General features: G+C 73.8%; 15 protein-coding genes. 8 read left to right on the forward strand and 7 right to left on the reverse strand.

Features of this window, described 5'->3' with window-relative positions; translation table 11 throughout:
• Window positions 1-31 precede the first annotated feature (31 nt).
• Both MOV08_RS17940 and MOV08_RS17945 read left to right on the forward strand, forming a co-directional pair.
• Complete coding sequence (locus MOV08_RS17940) at window positions 32-2,650, forward strand: helicase C-terminal domain-containing protein (protein WP_275308088.1); 2,619 nt, start codon at window positions 32-34, stop codon at window positions 2,648-2,650.
• 136 nt (window positions 2,651-2,786) lie between these two features.
• A complete protein-coding gene (locus MOV08_RS17945) occupies window positions 2,787-4,472 on the forward strand; it encodes a DNA repair helicase XPB (RefSeq protein ID WP_205366251.1) in 1,686 nt (561 codons plus the stop codon).
• Between the two features lie 18 nt (window positions 4,473-4,490).
• On the opposite strand, the gene MOV08_RS17950 is transcribed toward MOV08_RS17945, so the two are convergent.
• On the reverse strand, window positions 4,491-5,789 hold the full coding sequence (locus MOV08_RS17950) for a glycosyltransferase 87 family protein (protein WP_275308089.1): 1,299 nt from the start codon (window positions 5,787-5,789) through the stop codon (window positions 4,491-4,493).
• Window positions 5,790-6,029: 240 nt separating this feature from the next.
• Window positions 6,030-6,239, reverse strand: a complete 210-nt coding sequence (locus tag MOV08_RS17955) for a hypothetical protein (protein ID WP_275308090.1) — start codon at window positions 6,237-6,239, stop codon at window positions 6,030-6,032.
• Between the two features lie 577 nt (window positions 6,240-6,816).
• On the opposite strand from MOV08_RS17955, the gene MOV08_RS17960 reads away from it, so the two are divergent.
• Window positions 6,817-8,793: a HelD family protein gene (locus tag MOV08_RS17960; RefSeq protein ID WP_239010073.1), complete on the forward strand. Its 1,977-nt coding sequence runs from the start codon at window positions 6,817-6,819 to the stop codon at window positions 8,791-8,793.
• Between the two features lie 66 nt (window positions 8,794-8,859).
• On the opposite strand, the gene MOV08_RS17965 is transcribed toward MOV08_RS17960, so the two are convergent.
• The 3 genes from MOV08_RS17965 to MOV08_RS17975 all read right to left on the reverse strand — a co-directional run bounded on the left by MOV08_RS17965 (window position 8,860) and on the right by MOV08_RS17975 (window position 12,603).
• Window positions 8,860-9,219 (reverse strand): ArsR/SmtB family transcription factor, encoded by a 360-nt coding sequence (locus MOV08_RS17965; protein ID WP_039633764.1) that lies wholly within the window; start codon window positions 9,217-9,219, stop codon window positions 8,860-8,862.
• Window positions 9,220-9,344: 125 nt separating this feature from the next.
• Complete coding sequence (locus MOV08_RS17970; RefSeq protein WP_275308091.1) at window positions 9,345-11,645, reverse strand: FG-GAP repeat domain-containing protein; 2,301 nt, start codon at window positions 11,643-11,645, stop codon at window positions 9,345-9,347.
• Window positions 11,646-11,871: 226 nt separating this feature from the next.
• Window positions 11,872-12,603, reverse strand: a complete 732-nt coding sequence (locus MOV08_RS17975; RefSeq protein ID WP_039633767.1) for a copper homeostasis protein CutC — start codon at window positions 12,601-12,603, stop codon at window positions 11,872-11,874.
• Window positions 12,604-12,933: 330 nt separating this feature from the next.
• On the opposite strand from MOV08_RS17975, the gene MOV08_RS17980 reads away from it, so the two are divergent.
• The 5 genes from MOV08_RS17980 (at window position 12,934) to MOV08_RS18000 (ending at window position 17,263) form a co-directional block, all read left to right on the forward strand.
• A complete protein-coding gene (locus tag MOV08_RS17980) occupies window positions 12,934-13,425 on the forward strand; it encodes a hypothetical protein (RefSeq protein ID WP_275308093.1) in 492 nt (163 codons plus the stop codon).
• On the forward strand, window positions 13,422-14,153 hold the full coding sequence (locus MOV08_RS17985) for a hypothetical protein (RefSeq protein WP_275308095.1): 732 nt from the start codon (window positions 13,422-13,424) through the stop codon (window positions 14,151-14,153). The genes MOV08_RS17980 and MOV08_RS17985 overlap by 4 nt, the downstream gene beginning before the upstream one ends.
• Window positions 14,154-14,223: 70 nt before the next feature.
• The gene (locus MOV08_RS17990; protein WP_275308097.1) at window positions 14,224-15,081 is read left to right on the forward strand and encodes a transporter substrate-binding domain-containing protein; all 858 of its coding nucleotides are present in this window, start codon (window positions 14,224-14,226) and stop codon (window positions 15,079-15,081) included.
• A 17-nt stretch (window positions 15,082-15,098) separates the two neighbouring features.
• The gene (locus MOV08_RS17995) at window positions 15,099-15,755 is read left to right on the forward strand and encodes an HD domain-containing protein (protein WP_275308099.1); all 657 of its coding nucleotides are present in this window, start codon (window positions 15,099-15,101) and stop codon (window positions 15,753-15,755) included.
• 131 nt (window positions 15,756-15,886) lie between these two features.
• Window positions 15,887-17,263, forward strand: a complete 1,377-nt coding sequence (locus MOV08_RS18000; protein WP_275308100.1) for a Cmx/CmrA family chloramphenicol efflux MFS transporter — start codon at window positions 15,887-15,889, stop codon at window positions 17,261-17,263.
• Between the two features lie 149 nt (window positions 17,264-17,412).
• Here MOV08_RS18000 and MOV08_RS18005 read toward each other — a convergent pair whose 3' ends face one another.
• Entirely contained in the window at window positions 17,413-17,673 is a 261-nt protein-coding gene (locus MOV08_RS18005; protein ID WP_039633777.1) for a DUF4031 domain-containing protein, read from the reverse strand.
• 1 nt (window position 17,674) lies between these two features.
• Complete coding sequence (locus MOV08_RS18010) at window positions 17,675-18,037, reverse strand: hypothetical protein (protein ID WP_039633781.1); 363 nt, start codon at window positions 18,035-18,037, stop codon at window positions 17,675-17,677.
• Window positions 18,038-18,067: the final 30 nt, after the last annotated feature.

An 18,067-nucleotide genomic window follows, 5' to 3' on the forward strand; every position in this document is an offset into this window, starting at 1 on the left:
CCGTCTTCCCGGCCCGGCTAACGTAGGACGAATGACCACCGCTACCCCCCGCACCCTCGCCGAGGAGCTCAGGACCCGTTCGGACCGCGGGCTCGCCGGCCTGCTGCGGGCCCGGCCCGACCTGCTCAACCCGGTGCCGGGCGATCTGACGCAGCTGGCCACCCGGGCCGGGACCCGGGCGTCGGTGGTCCGGGCGGTGGAGCGGCTGGACACCTTCGCCCTGCAGACCGCCGAGGCGCTGGCGATCGCCCCGGACCCCTGCCCGTACCCGACGCTGGCGGCGCTGATGGCCGGGGACGCCGGGAACGCAGCGGTCGCCGCGGCGCTGCCCCGGGCGGTGGCGGCGCTGCGCGCCCAGGCCCTGGTGTGGGGCCCGGACGACCGGCTGCGGCTGGTGCGCACCGCCCGGGAACTCCTCACCCCGAGCCCCGCCCGCCCCTCCCCGACCGGGCTGGGCCCGACCGTCGCCGAGGCCACCACCGGGATGTCGCCGGGCCGTATCCAGGAGATCCTGGCCGCGGCCGGCCTGCCCGCCACCCATGACCCGGTGTCCGCGGTCGCCGCCCTCACCGGCCTCTTCTGCGACCGCGCCCGGATGGCCGCGCTGCTGGACACCGCGCCCGCCGAGGCCGTCGCCGTGCTGGACAAGCTGCTGTGGGGCCCGCCGTACGGGGCGGTCACCGACCGGCCGGCCGCGCATCTGCAGTGGCTGCTGGACCGCGGGCTGCTGCTCCCGGCGGGCGCCCGCAACGTCGTGCTGCCCCGGGAGGCGGCGCTCCACCTGCGCGCCGGGCGCGCGCACCGCGCGCCCGAGCCGGTGCCGCCCGCCCTCGATCCGGCCACCGCCCGCGATCCACAGCTTGTGGACAACGCCGCCGCGAGCCAGGCGTTCACCGCCCTGGCCACCGTCGAGGAGCTGCTCAAGGAGTGGGACCTCGGCGGCCCGCCCGTCCTGCGCGCCGGCGGTCTGAGCGTCCGCGACCTCAAGCGGACCGCGGTCGCCCTGGACACCACCGAGCCGCTCGCCGCCTTCTGGCTCGAACTCGCCCACGCGGCCGGGCTGATCGCCTCCGACGGCGAGGCCGACGAGCGCTACGCCGCCACCCCGGCCGCCGAGGACTGGCTCCAGCTGCCCGACCACCAGCGCTGGGCGGCCCTGGTCGCCGCCTGGCTCCCCGCCACCCGCACCCCCGGCGTGGTCGGCACCGCCGACGCCAAGGGCCGCGCCCTGGCCGCCCTCGGCCCGCACCTGGACCGCTCGCCGGCCCCCGAGGTCCGCCACCGGGTACTGACCCTGCTGGCCACCCTCCCGCCCGGCACCTCCGTACCGGAACGGGCCCTGCTCTCGCGACTGCGCTGGGAACGCCCGCTGCGCGCCGCCGCCCCCGCCACCCAGCCCCCGGCCGCGTCGTCCCCGCCCCAGGGACCGGCCCAGGCCGCGCCCCCGTCCACCGCGGCGGACGGCGCCGCCGGCCCCGCCCCCACCGACGACCTCCGCTCCCGGCTCGCCCAATGGACCCTCATCGAGGCCGAGTTGCTGGGCGTCACGGGCCGCGGCGCACTCGCCGCCCACGGCCGCACCCTGCTCCGCACCACCGGCGACACGGGCCCGAGCGCGGAAACGGACACGGACGCGGACGCGAGCCCGATCGCCGGCGCCCTCACCCCCCTCACCCCCGCCGAGGCGACCGCCACCGCGGTCCGCGCCGCCGCCCTGCTCGCCCCGCTGCTCCCCGAACCGCTCGACCACGTCCTGCTCCAGGCCGACCTGACCGCCGTCGCGCCCGGCCCGCTGCGCCGCCCGCTCGCCGAGGCGCTCGCGGTGCTGGCCGACATCGAGTCCAAGGGCGGCGCCACGGTCTACCGCTTCACCCCGGCCTCGGTGCGCCGCGCCCTGGACGCCGGCCGGTCCGCCGCCGAGCTCCAGGAGTTCCTCACCACCCACTCCCGCACCCCCGTCCCCCAGCCGCTCGCGTACCTCATCGACGATGTGGCCCGCAGACACGGCCAGTTGCGGGTCGGCGCGGCCAGCGCCTACGTCCGCTGCGACGACGACGCGCTGCTCTCCGAGATCCTCGCCGACCGCCGCGCCGCCGCCCTGCGGCTGCGCCGGCTGGCCCCGACCGTGCTGGCCGCCCAGTCCGCCCCCGAGCAACTCCTCGACGGCCTGCGGGCGATGGGCTACGCCCCGGCCGCCGAATCCGCCGCCGGCGACGTCCTGGTGGCCCGCGCCGACTCCTACCGCACCCCGCCCCGGACGGCCCCGACCCCGGTGCCCGACGGCCCGCCGCCGCCCGACCGCACCCTGCTGGAGGCGGCGGTGCGCGCCATCCGCGCCGGCGACCTCGCCGCCACCGCCGCACGCAAGCCCGCCACCGCCACCGCCGACACCGCGCCGCCGACACCGGGCGCACTGCCCCGCACCACCTCCGCCGAGACGCTGGCCACCATGCAGGCCGCGGTCCTCACCAGCTCCCCCGTCTGGATCGGCTACGTCAACGCGGACGGCGCCGCCAGCCAGCGGGTGATCGCCCCCGTCCGCGTCGAGGGCGGCTACGTCACCGCCTACGACCACACCTCCGACGAGGTCCGCACCTACCCCCTGCACCGCATCACCGGCGTCTCGGAACTGGCCGACGACGCGGTCTGACCTGCGCGGGAACAGACCGCCCCGCGGACCGGGCCACCGTGTCGGCGCAATGCGGCACACTGGACGTTTGGCACGTTCGGCCGTTCCGGCGGCCGCGGCCCGACGGTTCGGCCCCGGAAAGCGAAAGGCGAGGCGCGTGAACGGACCCCTCATCGTCCAGAGCGACAAGACGCTGCTGCTGGAGGTGGACCACGAGCTGGCGGACGCCTGCCGGCGGGCCATCGCGCCGTTCGCCGAGTTGGAGCGGGCCCCGGAGCACATCCACACCTACCGGCTGACGCCGCTCGGACTGTGGAACGCGCGGGCCGCCGGCCACGACGCCGAGCAGGTCGTGGACGCGCTGGTGCAGTACTCCCGGTATCCGGTGCCGCACGCCCTGCTCGTCGACGTCGCCGAGACCATGTCACGGTACGGCCGGCTGACCCTCACCAAGCACCCCGCGCACGGCCTGGTGCTGTCCAGCACCGACCGCCCGGTGCTGGAGGAGATCCTCCGCTCGAAGAAGGTGCAGCCGCTGGTCGGCGCGCGGATCGACCCGGACAGCGTCGTGGTGCACCCCTCCGAGCGCGGGCAGATCAAGCAGACGCTGCTCAAGCTGGGCTGGCCGGCCGAGGACCTGGCCGGCTACGTCGACGGCGAGGCGCACCCGATCGAACTGGACGAGAGCGGCTGGGCGCTGCGCCCGTATCAGGCGCAGGCCGTGGAGGGCTTCTGGCACGGCGGCTCGGGCGTCGTGGTGCTGCCCTGCGGCGCCGGCAAGACGCTGGTCGGCGCCGGGGCCATGGCGCAGGCCAAGGCCACCACGCTGATCCTCGTCACCAACACCGTCTCGGCCCGCCAGTGGAAGCACGAGCTGGTCAAGCGCACCTCGCTGACCGAGGACGAGATCGGCGAGTACAGCGGGACGAAGAAGGAGATCCGTCCGGTCACCATCGCCACGTACCAGGTGCTGACGACCAAGCGGAAGGGCGTCTACCCGCACCTGGAACTGTTCGACTCCCGGGACTGGGGCCTGATCGTCTACGACGAGGTGCACCTGCTGCCCGCGCCGGTCTTCAAGTTCACCGCCGACCTCCAGGCGCGGCGGCGGCTCGGGCTCACCGCGACGCTGGTGCGGGAGGACGGCCGGGAGTCGGACGTCTTCTCGCTGATCGGGCCCAAGCGCTTCGACGCCCCGTGGAAGGAGATCGAGGCGCAGGGCTACATCGCGCCGGCCGACTGCGTCGAGGTGCGGGTGGACCTGACCGACTCGGAGCGGCTCGCTTACGCCACGGCCGAGGCGGAGGAGAAGTACCGCTTCTGTGCGACCACCGACAGCAAGCAGCGGGTGACCGAGGCGCTGGTGCGCCGGCACGCGGGCGAACAGACCCTGGTCATCGGGCAGTACATCGACCAGCTCGACGAGTTGGGCGAGCACCTCGACGCGCCGGTGATCAAGGGCGAGACGAGCAACGCGCAGCGCGAGAAGCTCTTCGACGCCTTCCGGGAGGGCGAGATCTCGGTGCTGGTGGTGTCCAAGGTCGCGAACTTCTCCATCGACCTGCCGGAGGCCACGGTCGCGATCCAGGTGTCCGGCACCTTCGGCTCCCGCCAGGAGGAGGCCCAGCGGCTGGGCCGGGTGCTGCGCCCCAAGGCCGACGGCCATGAGGCCCGCTTCTACTCGGTGGTCGCCCGCGACACCATCGACCAGGACTTCGCCGCACACCGCCAGCGTTTCCTGGCCGAGCAGGGCTACGCCTACCGGATCATGGACGCCCACGAGCTGCTGACCACCGGTGGGGACGACCTCACCGCCGGGGAGGACGATCCCGCCCCGGCGTGATGCCGGGCGGCGGCGGGGTCAGCCCGTCGGGCTGCCGGTGGGCCGGCGGGCGTCGACGCGCGGCGCGGGAACGCGGGCGGCCGAGCGGCCTCGGGGGGCGCCGGCACGGCCGGGCGCCCCGCGCGTCCACCAGGCCAGCGCGGCCAGCAGGGCCAGGCCCAGCACCGGGTAGGGGGCGGCGAGCGGCTGCTGCCACCAGCTGAAGTGCAGGGCCAGGGTGCCCCTGTGGTGGAGCGCCCACATCGAACGGGCGGCGAAGGCGACCGTGACGGCGGCGACCAGCGCCCAGCGCCACACATCCCGCCGGGCGTGCGCGATCAGCGCGGCCAGCAGGGGTATGCACCAGACCCAGTGGTGCGACCAGCTGATCGGCGAGACCAGCAGCGCGGTGACGGCGGTGGCGAGCACGCCCCACAGGTCCAGGCCGCGGCGGACATGTACCCGGCGGGCGATCCAGAGCCCGGCCGCGCCGGTGACCGCGGCCGCCGCCAGCCACCACATCCCGGGCTCGGTGGTGTGCAGAAGCCGCGCCAGCAGCCCCTGGAGCGACTGGTTGTCGACGATCCACACCTTGCCGACCCGCTGTGTCTCGAACATCCGCCGCGTCCAGAACTCGACGCTCGCCGCGGGCAGCACCAGCGCGCCCAGCAGCACCGACACCACGAATCCGGCGAGGGCGGTGAACGCCGCCTTCACCCGCCCGGTGATCAGCAGATAGACCGCGAAGATCGCGGGGGTGAGCTTGATGCCCGCGGCGAGGCCGGTGGCGAAGCCCTTGAAGCGGGCGCCGTCCGGCCGCGAGAGGTCCCACAGGACCAGGCAGGCCAGGGCCAGGTTGATCTGCCCGAAGACCACGGTCTGGAAGACCGGTTCGAGCCAGAGGCCGAGGGCGGTGGTGACGAGGACGAGCGGCGCGGAGTACGCGGCCCGGCGCAGCCCGGCGGCCTTGCAGGAGAGGTGGATCAACAGCGCCAACAGGGCGGCGTTGACCAGGACGCAGGTGACCTTGAGGGTGGTCAGCGAGACCCAGGTGGTGGGGATGAACAGCAGGGCGGCGAACGGCGGGTACGTCGCCGGGAGCGCCCACCTGGTGACCGTGAAGCCGTAGAGATCACCGCCGGTCGCGGCGGCCTGGCCCTCGGCGCGGTACACCTCTATGTCGGACATCGGGAGCTGCACGACCAGGGAGAGCGCATAGAGCGCGGCCAAGGACAGCCCCAGCAGGCCCGCCCCCAGCACCAGTCGGCCGGGGCTGGCGATGCTCTGCGCCCAGGTGCGTCTCCACGTCCACGTCCCCGTCCCGTCGGCGGCAGACACCGTTGACCCCTCCTCGTCGCCCTGAGCGCGCTCTCTGCGGCGACGCTAACGGACAGAGACCGACCGCCCGTAACGCTTTCCGGTCAACCGGATGCCCATGCGGAATCGGCGCTCACACACACGAATGGTGCGTAATTCCGATCCTGCCCGACCGTTCGGTGCCCGTGACGGTGGCAGGACGCGCGTGGCTACAAGGTTCGCCGGCGGCGCGCGGTGCTGCTTCTCGCGGCGTGCCGCGCCTCATCCCTCGGTGTACTCGCCCATCACCACCACACTGAACGCGGCCGCGGCGAAGACCTTCACCGCGCGAAGGGCGCTGCCCACCGGGCGACGGTGCGCGCGGGCGGCCGCCGAACCGGGGGCGGCATCGGTGCCGAGGGCCGTGGCACCGTTGGCCGAGCTGCGGGGGACGGCGTGGACGGAGACTGGGGAGATCGTTGCGCTGCTCATGTCCCCATCATCCGTTTCACGCGCTTGGCGCACATCGCCCCACGGTTCCATCTCCCGGCACCCCAGCCTCCACCTACGGGTCCACACCGTCCCCTACGGGAGACCTACGGTCCTAGGGCCTGTCGTCCTCCCTCCCGAGCACGGTGATCCCCCGCCGCGGCGGGGCCGGCACAAATCCGTTGGCGCCCCGGATAGCTGCGCACTACAATCGCCCGCCTGCCTGCCTCCCGTCAGGGGAGTGCCACCGTCCGGTCGGAAACCGGTCGGCCTTCGCACCACGCCGTCGCACGCCGTCGCCCCGTCGCCGGACGCCTGCCGTCGCGCCGCACACCAAGGAAAGACCCGCTACCGGAGGCAAGCCGTGCCCTCGCACGCCCACCCGTCACCCGACCACCACCCCTCCACGCCGGCGCCAAGCGCCGAAAGCCCCATCCCGTCACCCGACCACCACCCCTCCACGCCGGCGCCAAGCGCCGAAAGCCCCATCCCGTCACCCGACCACCACCCCTCCCAGGACGCCGGCCCGCTCCAGCGGGAGCGGGCGCACCTCGCCGCCTCTCGTGCCGCCCTCCGCGCCATGCGCGAGGACGCCGAGTCCCTGAACATCGCGGACGTCACCGCGAACTGGGTCAACGCCGAAGTCCTCCAGGGCGAGATCGACGCCCGCATCAAGGCCCTCGCGGACCTCTCCGGCACCCCGCTGTTCTTCGGCCGGCTCGACTACCTCCACGCCCCCGGCGTCGACCTCGCCGCGGGGGCGGGCGAGAACTTCTACGTCGGCCGCCGCCACGTCCACGACGCCGACGGCGACCCCATGGTCATCGACTGGCGCGCGCCGGTCTCCCAGCCGTTCTACCGGGCCTCCAAGAAGGACCCGATGGACCTCAGGCTGCGCCGCCGCTTCGGCTACACCGGCGGCGAGCTGACCGCCTACGAGGACGAGCACCTCACCGACCCGGCCGAGGCCGAGACCACCAGCGCCCTCCTCCAGGCGGAGATCGAGCGCCCGCGCGTCGGCCCGATGCGGGACATCGTCGCCACCATCCAGCCCGAGCAGGACGAGATCGTCCGGGCCGGCATCGGCGGCACGGTCTGCGTCCAGGGGGCGCCCGGTACGGGCAAGACCGCGGTGGGCCTGCACCGGGTCGCGTATCTGCTGTACGCCCACCGGGAGCGGCTGGCCCGTTCCGGCACCCTGGTGATCGGCCCGAACCGCTCCTTCCTCCAGTACATCGAGCAGGTGCTGCCCGCCCTGGGGGAGTTGGAGGTCAAGCAGGCCACGATCGACGACCTGGTCGACCACGTGGAGGTGCGCGGCACGGACGACGCCACCGCGGCCACGGTCAAGGGCGACGCGCGGATGGCGGAGGTGCTGCGCCGGGCGGTCCGCTCGCACATCGCGCCGCCGCAGGAGCCCTGCGTAGTGGTCCGCGGGTCCCGCCGCTGGCGCGTTCCGGCGTACGAACTCGAAGAGATCGTGCAGGAGTTGCGGGACCGCGACATCCGTTACGGCGCGGCCCGCGAGGCACTGCCGCAGCGGATCGCGCACGCCGTCCTGGTGCGGATGGAGCAGGCCGGCGAGGCGCCCGACGACCGAGTGCAGGACGCGGTGGCCCGTAATGCCGCGGTGAAGGCGGCGGTCAAGGCGATCTGGCCGCCGGTCGATCCGGCGAAGCTGGTGCTGCGGCTGCTGGGCGACGCCGACTTCCTCGCCGCGCACGCGGACGGGATCCTCACCGACGAGGAGCAGAAGGCGATCCTGTGGACGAAGCCGCCGCGCAGCGTCAGGAGCGCCAAGTGGTCCTCGGCGGACGCGGTGTTGGTCGACGAGGCGACGGACCTGGTGACCCGCACGCACTCGCTGGGCCATGTGGTGCTGGACGAGGCGCAGGACCTGTCCCCCATGCAGTACCGCGCGGTGGGCCGCCGCTGCACCACGGGCTCGGCGACGATCCTGGGCGACATCGCCCAGGGCACCACCCCCTGGTCGACCGACACCTGGCAGCAGGCGCTGGCCCATCTGGGCAAGCCCGGTGCCGCCGTCGAGGAGCTGACCCAGGGCTTCCGTGTGCCGCGCGAGGTCATCGCCTACGCGTCCCGTCTGCTGCCGGCGATCGCGCCCGACCTGAAGGAGGCCACCTCCATCCGCGAGTCGGCGGGCGACTTCGCGATCCGTACGGTGCAGCCCGCGGACCTGGACGCGACGGTCCTCGCGGCCTGCCACGACGCGCTGGCCAAGGAGGGCTCGATCGGCCTGATCGCGGCGGACGCCCGTATTCCGGTGCTGCGTACGGCCCTTGAGGAGGCGGGCATCAGCGCTCTGCCCCCGGGGGCGGAGACCTCGGCCGACGCCCGGCTGACGCTGGTGCCGGCCACCCTGGCCAAGGGCCTGGAGTACGACTACGTGGTGGTGGACGAGCCGGCGGCGATCGTGGACGGCGAACCGGACCAGCGGACCGGCCTGCGCCGCCTGTACGTGTGCCTGACCCGCCCGGTCTCCGGCCTGACGATCGTCCACGCGACGGACCTGCCGGAGCAGTTGGGGAACGCCTGACGGCGGGCCGGGGGCCGGTTCCCGACGGCCGCCGGGAAACCGGTGACCGTCGGTTCTCGACGGCCCTCAGCTCCCGGCGGCCGGCCCGTCGCCGGCCTTCATCGCCCGTACCAGCGTGTCCACCAGCCCGGGGAACCGTGCGTCGAGGTCGGCGCGGCGCAGCCGCACATAGCGGTTGCGCCCGACCACCCGGGTCGAGGTGATCCCGGCCTGTCGCAGGATCCGCATGTGGTGCGACACCGTCGACTTGTGCAGGTGCGCGACGCCCAGCCGCTCCGACGAGCAGTCGTACCGCCCGCCGCTCGCGTAGACCCCGAGCAGGTGCAGCCGTGTCGGGTCCCCGAGCGCGTGCAGCACCTTCACCAGCTCGATGTCCGCGACGTCCGGCTGCTCCAGCAGCTCGCCCTCGTCCCTGTCCTCAGCCATGAGATCCGGCCTCACCGATAGCGAACACGACCTCTCCCCCGCGCCCACCCTAGAGCTCGGCACGGCGCCCTCGGGCTGCGGACGGGGCGCGCGCCCGGCAGGCGCCCGCCCCCCAACTCCCTTGCTCAGGACAGCGTCTGGCCCGGATGGACCGAGATCCCCGTCTGCTCGCGCGGGGCGAACGGCGCCTGCCCGTCGCCGGTGCCGTGGTAGACGTACGAGTCGCCGTCCGACGAGGTGACCAGGAGGTCGGCCTTGCCGTCGCTGTTCGCGTCACCGATGCCGATCATCTGGGTGTAGCCGCCCCAGCCGCCGCCGATCTTCACCCGGCCGTCGAAGTTGCCGTCGCCCTTGCCCAGGTACGACCACAGCACCCCGTTCTTGTCGCGGGCCACCACGTCGCCCGCGGGCCCGCCGGCCACGTCGCCGACCGAGATGATCCGGTCGTAGACGTTCCAGCCACCGCCGATCTTCACCCGGGGGGCGAACGGCGCCTTCCAGCTGCCGGTGCCCTTGTAGAGCCAGAGCACTCCGGCGGAGTCACGGGCCAGCAGGTCGCCGCGGCCGTCGCCGTCGATGTCGCCCCCGCCGGTGAGCTGGGTGTAGTCGCCCCAGCCGGCGCCGATCCTGACGCGGCCGTCGAAATTGCCGTCGCCCTTGCCCAGGTACAGCCACAGCACGCCGGCCTTGTCCCGGGCGACCAGGTCGCCGTGGGGCGCGCCGGCGACGTTCCCGACGGCCGTGACCTGGTCGTAGGTGTCCCAACCGCCGCCGATCCGGGCCGCGTCCCGGCCCTTGAGCCGTGCGTCCTCGGGGTCGCGGTAGGTGTCCGTGCGCTCCAGGTCCCCCCACCCGTTGCGGAGCAGCAGGTCCGGCGAGCCGTTGTCGTTGTAGTCGTGCGGGGCGGGCCGGCGCGTCACCGTGAAGGTGCCGCCGGCGTCGAGGACCGGGCCGATGCCGTTGCGCGGCTTGGCCGTCAGCTTCCAGGTGTAACCGCCGTTGGGGGCGGCCCGGTCGGGGGCGTAGGAGGGGCCGAGCAGGCCGTCCCAGTCCAGGTCCACCCAGGTCGGGCCCTTGTCCTCCCACTTGGCGGGGTCGATCCGGAGCGCGAACTCCCGGGTGGCGCCGGAGGCGGTGTGGCGCAGGGTGACGGTCACGTCGGCGTTGCCGTGCGACAGCTGCCAGCGCGGCCGCCAGTGGCCCTTGTCCAGCTCGGCCACGGCCGGGGCGTCGGCCCCGACCAGGGTGAGGCCGGTCCGCTCGCCGGTGCTCGCCATCAGCGTGGCGACGGGGGCGCCGTCGGCCCCGGGGGAGACGCGGTAGAGCCCCTCCCCGTTCTCCACCGTGCCGCCCATCACCAGCAGGTCGCCGTCCGGGGTGGGCGTGGCGGAGCTGGCGTGCTCCAGGAGCGCGCGGGGGGTGCCGCCGCCGATCGGTACGGCGCGGATCCGCCCGTCCGCCCCGGTGTAGGTGGTGCCCTCGTTGAGCTGCCAGCTGTTCCCGTACAGCGCCCAGTTGCCCACCAGACCGACCAGCGGGCCGGTGACATGGTTGAGGTCCATGCTCCAGCGCTTGTGGTCCCCGCCGAGCTCCCTGGTGCGCAGCGACGCCTCGGTGTCGAGCATGAACATGCCGCCGGCGAGCGCCAGGTGCGTGGGGGACAGGGCGGTCCGGGAGGTGTAGCCGCCGACCATGCCGTGGTCGGTGTCGACCGTGGCGGCGGCCAGGTCGGCCACCGCGTAGTCGTACATGCCCCGGTCGTCGACGTCGGGCGGCGTCGTCGAGTAGCGCAGCACGGCCCGGTCGCCGAGGCCCGACTCCAGGTCGACCTCCCGCGTCCTGTCGGGCAGCCCGGTGATCACCCGGTCGGTCACCTTGTCGCCCGTGACCTGTAGGACGTGCGCCCGCACGGTGCCCTTGTCCTTGTCCCGCTCGTACGCCAGGACCCGCGATCCCACGGTGCCCAGGTAGTGGTAGCCGTACGTGGTGAGGTCGACGAGGGTGGACGACCCGGTGGTCATGTCCCGCAGGGTGATCTTGCGGGAGGCGCCCATGACCGGGTTGTCGCCGAGGGCCACGACGTCGGACGCGGTGCCGTGCTCCGTGTCGTACCGGGACGTGGGGTCGTCCTGGGTCAGCTTCGTCGTCAGGCCGTCCGAGTACCGCGTCCACAGCACCTGGTGCTGGGCGTCGACGGAGAGGAAGCCGGTGCGGCCCGCGCTCACGATCTGGGAACCGGCGGCGATCTTCAGCGTGCGGGCGGGGGCGTCGGTGCGCGCGAAGGCGGTGGGGGCGGCGACGGCGGGCGCGACGAACGGGCCGGCGGTGACCGCCAGGGCCAGTGCGACGGCTCCGGTCACCAACCGGCGCGAGCGGGCGGCCGGCGCCTGGGTGCGCGGGCGACGAGGTACGGCGGAACGGGGCATCTGCCCTCCTGGCAAGGCGTCGTGCGGGCCGGAGGGCAGCCGGAAGGAAGCGAATCCCCCCGAGCCGACGGAATGCGTTCCCCCCTGCTGATTCGCACAAATCCTACCAACGGGTAGTTCCGGCGCGCTTACCCTTTTCCGCGCACTGCCCTGGGGTTTGCGGCACTGGCACACTTTCGCCGCAACGCCCCGGCCCCGACTTCGAGCCTCCGACCGCCGGCGCTCGTCAGACCCTCGACGCCACCGGCGCGTCCAGCGCCGCCCGCCACTCCCGTACGGCCGCCGCGTCCACCGGCGCGGACCACCCTCCGGGGCGGGCCGCACCACCGATGTGGAACGCGTCCACCCCGGCCGCCCGCAGCTCCGGCAGGTGGTCGAGCCGGAGCCCGCCGCCCACCAGGATCCGCGGCGCGTACCCGGGCTCACCCGCCGCGGTGCGCGCCTGCTCGGCGACCAGCGTCGCCAGCCCCGCGTCGACGCCGTCCGCGGAACCGGCGGTCAGGCAGGTGTCGAGCCCGGCCGCCCCGGCGGAGCCCGCCAGCTCCTTGCGGAGCGCGTCCCGGTCCGCGGCCCGGTCGATGGCCCGGTGGAACGTCCACCGACATCCGTCGATCACCTCGGTCAGCGCCCTCACCGCCGCGAGGTCCGGCCGCCCCTGCGGCGTCAGGAAGCCCAGCACGAACTCCTCGGCGCCCTCCGCGCGCAGCGCCTGCGCCTGTGCGCACAGCGCGGCCACGTCCACCGCGTCGCCCGCGGCGAAGCCGTCGGCGGCGCGCAGCATCACCCGCAGCGGAATGTCGACGGCCGCCCGGATCGCGGCGAACGTGGCACGCGGCGGGGTCAGCCCGTCCGCCGCCATGTCCGCGACCAGTTCCAGGCGGTCGGCACCGCCGGCCTGCGCGGCGACCGCGTCCTCGGGACCGAGCGCGATCACCTCCAGGAGCGCGCGCTGATTCATACGACCCAACCTTCCGATGACGAGCGACGTGGCGAGAGCGCGCGGGACGTGCGGCCGGAGCGGCGCCGCGCGCTCTCGCCGCGGCCCACCGTCCCGCACCCACATCCCACACAGGTCTAGTCCAATACCCAGCCTAAGCGCTCCCCGACCACCACACCGCCATCCGCCCCGCGACACGGCCCGAATCCACCCGCACCCCTCCCCCCACACCACCCCGAAACCACCCGATGATGCGGGTGTGGATCACCCCTCACATGGGTAACACGCCTTTCTCATAAGGGTGTTGCCACACCATCACGCCCACCCATGGCCCCAGCAAGGAGGGACCGGATGTCCGACCTCGCGACCGTCTCAGCCGAAATAGCGCCCTATCTCGCCCTGGCGGCCAACAGCCTGGGCACCTCCGTCCTCACCGCCGCCCAGGACCGGATCGCCGAACACACCGTGACCGCCGGCGAGGGCTTCTTCCGCCGCCTGCTGCACCGCCGCGACAACACCACGGCCCCCCTCGTCGACCCGAGCGGCACCACCCGTCCACCCCTCGACACCACCCGCGCCGACGCCCTCGACCACCTGCTGGCCGCCCTCGACGACCACGACCGCCAGCTGCTCGCCGACGCCCTCACCGCCTGGCTGAACGCCCCCGACGCCGACCGCGACGCCGCCGGCTTCCGCCACCACGTCGACCGGCTCGCCGCGTCCACCGGCCCGCGGACCGTCCACCACCACGTCACCGCGACCGGCGACCACTCCCTCGCCGCCGGCGAGATCCACGGCACCATCACCATGGGAGGCGCCCCCCGCCCCCGGGACGACGCATGACCCCCCGGAGACCGCCCCGGCCCGAGCCGGAGCACCTCCACAACGAGGCCACCGCGACCGGCGACCACTCCATCGCCGCCGGCAACATCCGCAACGTCGTCATCCGCTGGGCCCTCCAACACCCCAGCGCCCGCTGGCTGCCCCTGCTCCTGGCCTGCGCCGCCCTGGTCGTCACCGGCACCGCCTGGCCGGACGGCCCGGCCTCCCAGTACGTCCTCTGGGGCGCGCTGGTCGCCGTCGCCCTCGGCACCGCCGCCGCCCGCGTCCTCGTCCAGCGGCCCCGCGACGCCCGGATCGTGGCCACCCTCTCCCTCGTCTCCGTCCTGGCCACCGTCGGCGCCTGGCTGGCCTTCCGGGACGTCGCCACCCACGGCGAGATCGACGCCACGGGCAAGATCACCTCGAAAGCGCCGGACCTCGTCGACGGCGCCCCCCTCACCCTGACACTGCGCGTCTCCCCCGGGGAAGCCCGCGACGCCCTCCGCCTCACCCTCGCCATCGACGACCACGACCCCACCGCCCCGACCTGCCGCCCCGTCTCCTCCGTCGCCCTCACCTCGCCGCCCTACGGGGGCGCCGCCACACCGGCGGCCATCCACGACGGCGGCACCTTCGACCTCCCCGTCGACCCCCAGGCCCGCACCGTGCGCATCGACCTCACCCTCCACACCGATCACGGCTGCCGCATGGACGTCACCACGACGGAGGCCACCCTCCACAACGCCTGACCCGCACCGCCCGCGGCGGAAGAACACACCACCCCGCACCCGGCGACGAAAGCGACAGAAAACGGGGACCATGACCACACGCATCACCAGGACCGCGGCCCTGCTCGCCCTCGCCACGCTCACCGCGACCGCCTGCGGAACGAACCAACCCCCCTCCCTCTTCACCAAAGGACAGGTCTCGGTCGGCGTGAAGAGCGACCAACCCGGCACCAGCTATCTCGACGGCTACGACTTCAACGGCTTCGACATCACCGTCGCCCGGCAACTCCTCAAGAAACTCGGCACCGAACCGAATTTCGCCGCCGTGCCCTCCGAACGCCGCACCACCGCGGTCACCGAAGGACGCCAGGACCTGGTCATCGCGACCTTCTCCATCACCGACGAACGCAGCGCGAAAGTCGACTTCGTCGGCCCCTACGCCACCACCCCCCAAGGCGTCATGGTCCGCAAGGACGACCCCCGCATCAAAAACCTCTCCGACCTCCGCGGCAAATCCGTCTGCGCATGGTCCGGCACCACCTCCGGCACCGCACTGCAGAAGATCCCGGGCCTCGTCTTCTCCGGAAAGACCACCGCCGACGGCTGCGTCCGCGCCCTGGAGAACCACCAGGTCGACGCGGTCTCCACCGACACGTTGATCCTCTACGGATTCGCACAGAGCAAGCAGTACCCCAACCTCAAGGTCGTCCCCGGCATCGACATCGATTCCACCAACCGCTACGGAATCGCCATGCCAAAAGGCCACCGGGAAGACTGCTACAAACTCCGAGACGCCCTCCGCGACTACCTCAACAGCAGCGACTGGAAAAGGGACTTCACCACCGAACTCCCCGCCGTACCCGAAGCCGACGCCCACTGGGAAGCGCACTACAAACCCAACGCGGACGACCTCGACAAATACTCCTGCCGCGACAAGTCGGCCCCCTGAACCGGCACAATGACGCCATGACCGAGTCCCGCCCCGACCTGGCCGCCCGCTGGGCCGCCACCGTGGCCCAGGCCCGCGGCACCCAGGAGGGCCCCGACCCCGCCCCGTACGCCGCCGACCTCCTCCGCCGCTGGGCCGAGCCGCAGCGCCATTACCACACCACCGACCACCTCACCGCCATCCTCGACCGGATCGACGAACTCGCCGCGCACGCCGAGGACCTGCCCGCCGTCCAACTGGCGGCCTGGTTCCACGACGCCGTGTACCGGCCCGACCGCTCCGAGAACGAGGAACGCAGCGCCGCCCTCGCCGAACGCGCCCTCCCCGAACTGGGCATCGCCGCACCGCGCACCGCCGAGGTCGCCCGCCTCGTCCGGCTCACCGTCACCCACGACCCGGCCCCCGACGACCGCAACGGCGCCGTCCTGTGCGACGCCGACCTGGCCGTCCTGGCCGGCGCCCCCGACGCCTACGCCGACTACGCCGCCGCGGTCCGCGCCGAGTACGCCTTCGTCCCCGACCCGGACTTCCGGGCCGGCCGCGCCGCCGTCCTCCGCCAACTCCTCGCGCTCCCCCGGCTGTTCATGACCGCACAGGCACACGACCACTGGGAGACCGCGGCCCGCCACAACCTCGCCACGGAACTCACCCTCCTGGAGGGCGGCGGCGCCTGAACCGGCCCGACCGGGAGCAGCACACACCGCCACCGCCGGCGAACCGACCCACCGGCGCACCGTCCGCCACGTGGCGAACGACACCCCTCGACGCGGGAATGACGGCACCCATTCCCGCGTTCACACCTGTCATGCCAGCACCATCCGCCCCCCGCCCCCACGCCCGCCTCCCCATCGCCGTCTACGTCCTCGGCCTGTCCGTATTCGCCCTGGGCACCAGCGAGTTCATGCTCTCCGGCATCCTCCAGCCACTCGCCCGCGATCTTCAGGTCTCCATCCCGCAAGCCGGACTGCTGGTCTCCGCCTTCGCCATCGGCATGGTCGTCGGCGCCCCCGTACTGGCCGCCGCGACGCTCCGCCTCCCCCGCCGCACCACCCTCATCGCCCTGCTCGCGATCTTCGGCCTCGGCCAGGCCGCTGGCGCCCTGGCCCCCTCCTACGCCGTCCTCTTCGCGTCCCGGGTGATCAGCGCCCTGGCCTGCGCCGGCTTCTGGGCGGTGGGCGCCGCCGTGGCCGTCTCGCTCGTCCCGGTCACCGCCCGGGCCCGCGCCATGGCCGTCATGGTCGGCGGCCTGAGCATCGCCAACATCGCCGGCGTCCCCGCCGGCGCACTTCTCGGCCAGCACGCCGGCTGGCGCTCCGCCTTCTGGGCCGTCGCCGGGCTCTCCGTGATCGGCCTCATCGGCGTCATCGCCCTCGTACCGCGCACCGAGGTCCCCACCGGCGAGGACCGCCCCCGGCTCCGCCGCGAGCTGTCCATCTACAAGGACAAGCAGGTCTGGCTGGCACTGATCGCCACCGCCATGAACGGCGCCGCGGTCTTCGCCCTCTTCTCGTACCTCTCGCCGCTCCTGACCGACACCGCCGGCCTCGCCGAGAGCTGGGTCCCGACGGTGCTCGCCCTCTTCGGCGTCGGCGCGCTGATCGGCACCTTCATCGGCGGCCGGATCGCCGACGCCCACCTCTTCGGCACGCTCTTCGGCGGCATCTCGGCCTCCACGATCGTCCTCGCCGTCCTGGCCCTGACCGCACACAGCCCGATCGCCGCCGTGGCCCTCTCCCTGATGCTCGGCGTCACGGCCTTCACCACGGCCCCGGCCCTCAACGCCCGGATGTTCAACGTGGCGAACGCGGCCCCGACCCTCGCCGGCGCCACCACCACCGCCGCCTTCAACATCGGCAACACCCTCGGCCCCTGGCTGGGCGGCCTGGCCATCAGCGCCCACTGGGGCTACCCCTCGGTCGCCTGGACCGGCTCGGCCCTCGCCGCCGTCGCCGTCCTCACCACGGCGCTCGCCTACCGCCTCCACCACACGTCGACCCGCTCCCGCGTGGTCGCGACGTCCGCGCCCACGACCACGACCACCACCGACGCCTGCACCGGCTCCGGCAGCCACTCCAGCGCCAGTGCCACCGCCGATACCGGCAGCCGCTCCAGTGCCACCGCCGGCGACACCTTGCCCCCGGCGTCCGCCGGTCGCTCCTCGGAGGCCGCGGAGCACCACTGACGGCCGCGTGGGCCCGCAGAACGCCGCCGACGGGGGTGGGGCGGGGGCGGGGCGGGAGGCTTGAGCAGCTCGCGGTCGTCCCGCCCCCAGGGGCCCCGGGGGGGCTCCCCCGCCCCCCGCCCCCCGCCCCCCGCCCCCCGCCCCACCCCTCACCTCCCCTTCGGCCGCCGCAGCCCCGCCTCGGTGAGGCGGCGCACCAGCTCCTTCGAGCCGACCTCCACCGCCCCCGCCCGCACGGCGTCGCCGTACCGCTCGGCCGGGAGGTCGTAGTGGTCCCGTTCGAAAGCCCGGGGCGGCGCGCCGAGCACCGCCGCGAAGCGGTGCAGTTCGTCGAAGGACCGGTCACTCACCAGGTGTGACCACATACGACCGTGCCCTGGCCAGATAGGCGGGTCGATGTAGATCGTCACCTCAGCCCTCCGTCGGCGCGCGCAGCCGCCCGACGGGGGCGACGGCGACCGCCGTCTTCGGGCACACCCAGTGCGGATCCGGGCCCAACTCCGGCTCCACATCGAGCGCATGTGGATCGCCGGAGTCCGTGCACACCGGACACAGCGGCCAGCGGCCGTACCGCTCCAACAGTGCGTCCTGGACGTCCTGCGCTATCAGTCCCGCGACGAACGAAGCGCCTTCAGGCCACTGCTCCACCCACCATCGGCGATGCGCGACCGCATTCTCGACGAGCGAGACGATCTCGGCGTCCGCTACGTCATCCGCTATCAGGTCGGCGAGCACCAGCGCCCGCGCGGCGTGCAATGCCTGTTCAAGCTCCATGACCTCATTCTCGCGCGGAGCCGCGGACCG

The sequence above is a fragment of the Streptomyces yunnanensis genome (genome assembly GCF_029011865.1).
In the GTDB taxonomy this organism is placed as follows: Bacteria; Actinomycetota; Actinomycetes; order Streptomycetales; family Streptomycetaceae; genus Streptomyces; species Streptomyces yunnanensis.

Bases quoted from the DNA above. Each gene is read 5' to 3' on its own strand.
- MOV08_RS17940 (WP_275308088.1), top strand. From the start codon at position 32: ATGACCACCGCTACCCCCCGCACCCTCGCCGAGGAGCTCAGGACCCGT.
- MOV08_RS17955 (WP_275308090.1), bottom strand. From the start codon at position 6,239: ATGAGCAGCGCAACGATCTCCCCAGTCTCCGTCCACGCCGTCCCCCGC.
- MOV08_RS17960 (WP_239010073.1), top strand. From the start codon at position 6,817: ATGCGCGAGGACGCCGAGTCCCTGAACATCGCGGACGTCACCGCGAAC.
- MOV08_RS17965 (WP_039633764.1), bottom strand. From the start codon at position 9,219: ATGGCTGAGGACAGGGACGAGGGCGAGCTGCTGGAGCAGCCGGACGTC.
- MOV08_RS17970 (WP_275308091.1), bottom strand. From the start codon at position 11,645: ATGCCCCGTTCCGCCGTACCTCGTCGCCCGCGCACCCAGGCGCCGGCC.
- MOV08_RS17975 (WP_039633767.1), bottom strand. From the start codon at position 12,603: ATGAATCAGCGCGCGCTCCTGGAGGTGATCGCGCTCGGTCCCGAGGAC.
- MOV08_RS17980 (WP_275308093.1), top strand. From the start codon at position 12,934: ATGTCCGACCTCGCGACCGTCTCAGCCGAAATAGCGCCCTATCTCGCC.
- MOV08_RS17985 (WP_275308095.1), top strand. From the start codon at position 13,422: ATGACCCCCCGGAGACCGCCCCGGCCCGAGCCGGAGCACCTCCACAAC.
- MOV08_RS17990 (WP_275308097.1), top strand. From the start codon at position 14,224: ATGACCACACGCATCACCAGGACCGCGGCCCTGCTCGCCCTCGCCACG.
- MOV08_RS17995 (WP_275308099.1), top strand. From the start codon at position 15,099: ATGACCGAGTCCCGCCCCGACCTGGCCGCCCGCTGGGCCGCCACCGTG.
- MOV08_RS18000 (WP_275308100.1), top strand. From the start codon at position 15,887: ATGCCAGCACCATCCGCCCCCCGCCCCCACGCCCGCCTCCCCATCGCC.
- MOV08_RS18010 (WP_039633781.1), bottom strand. From the start codon at position 18,037: ATGGAGCTTGAACAGGCATTGCACGCCGCGCGGGCGCTGGTGCTCGCC.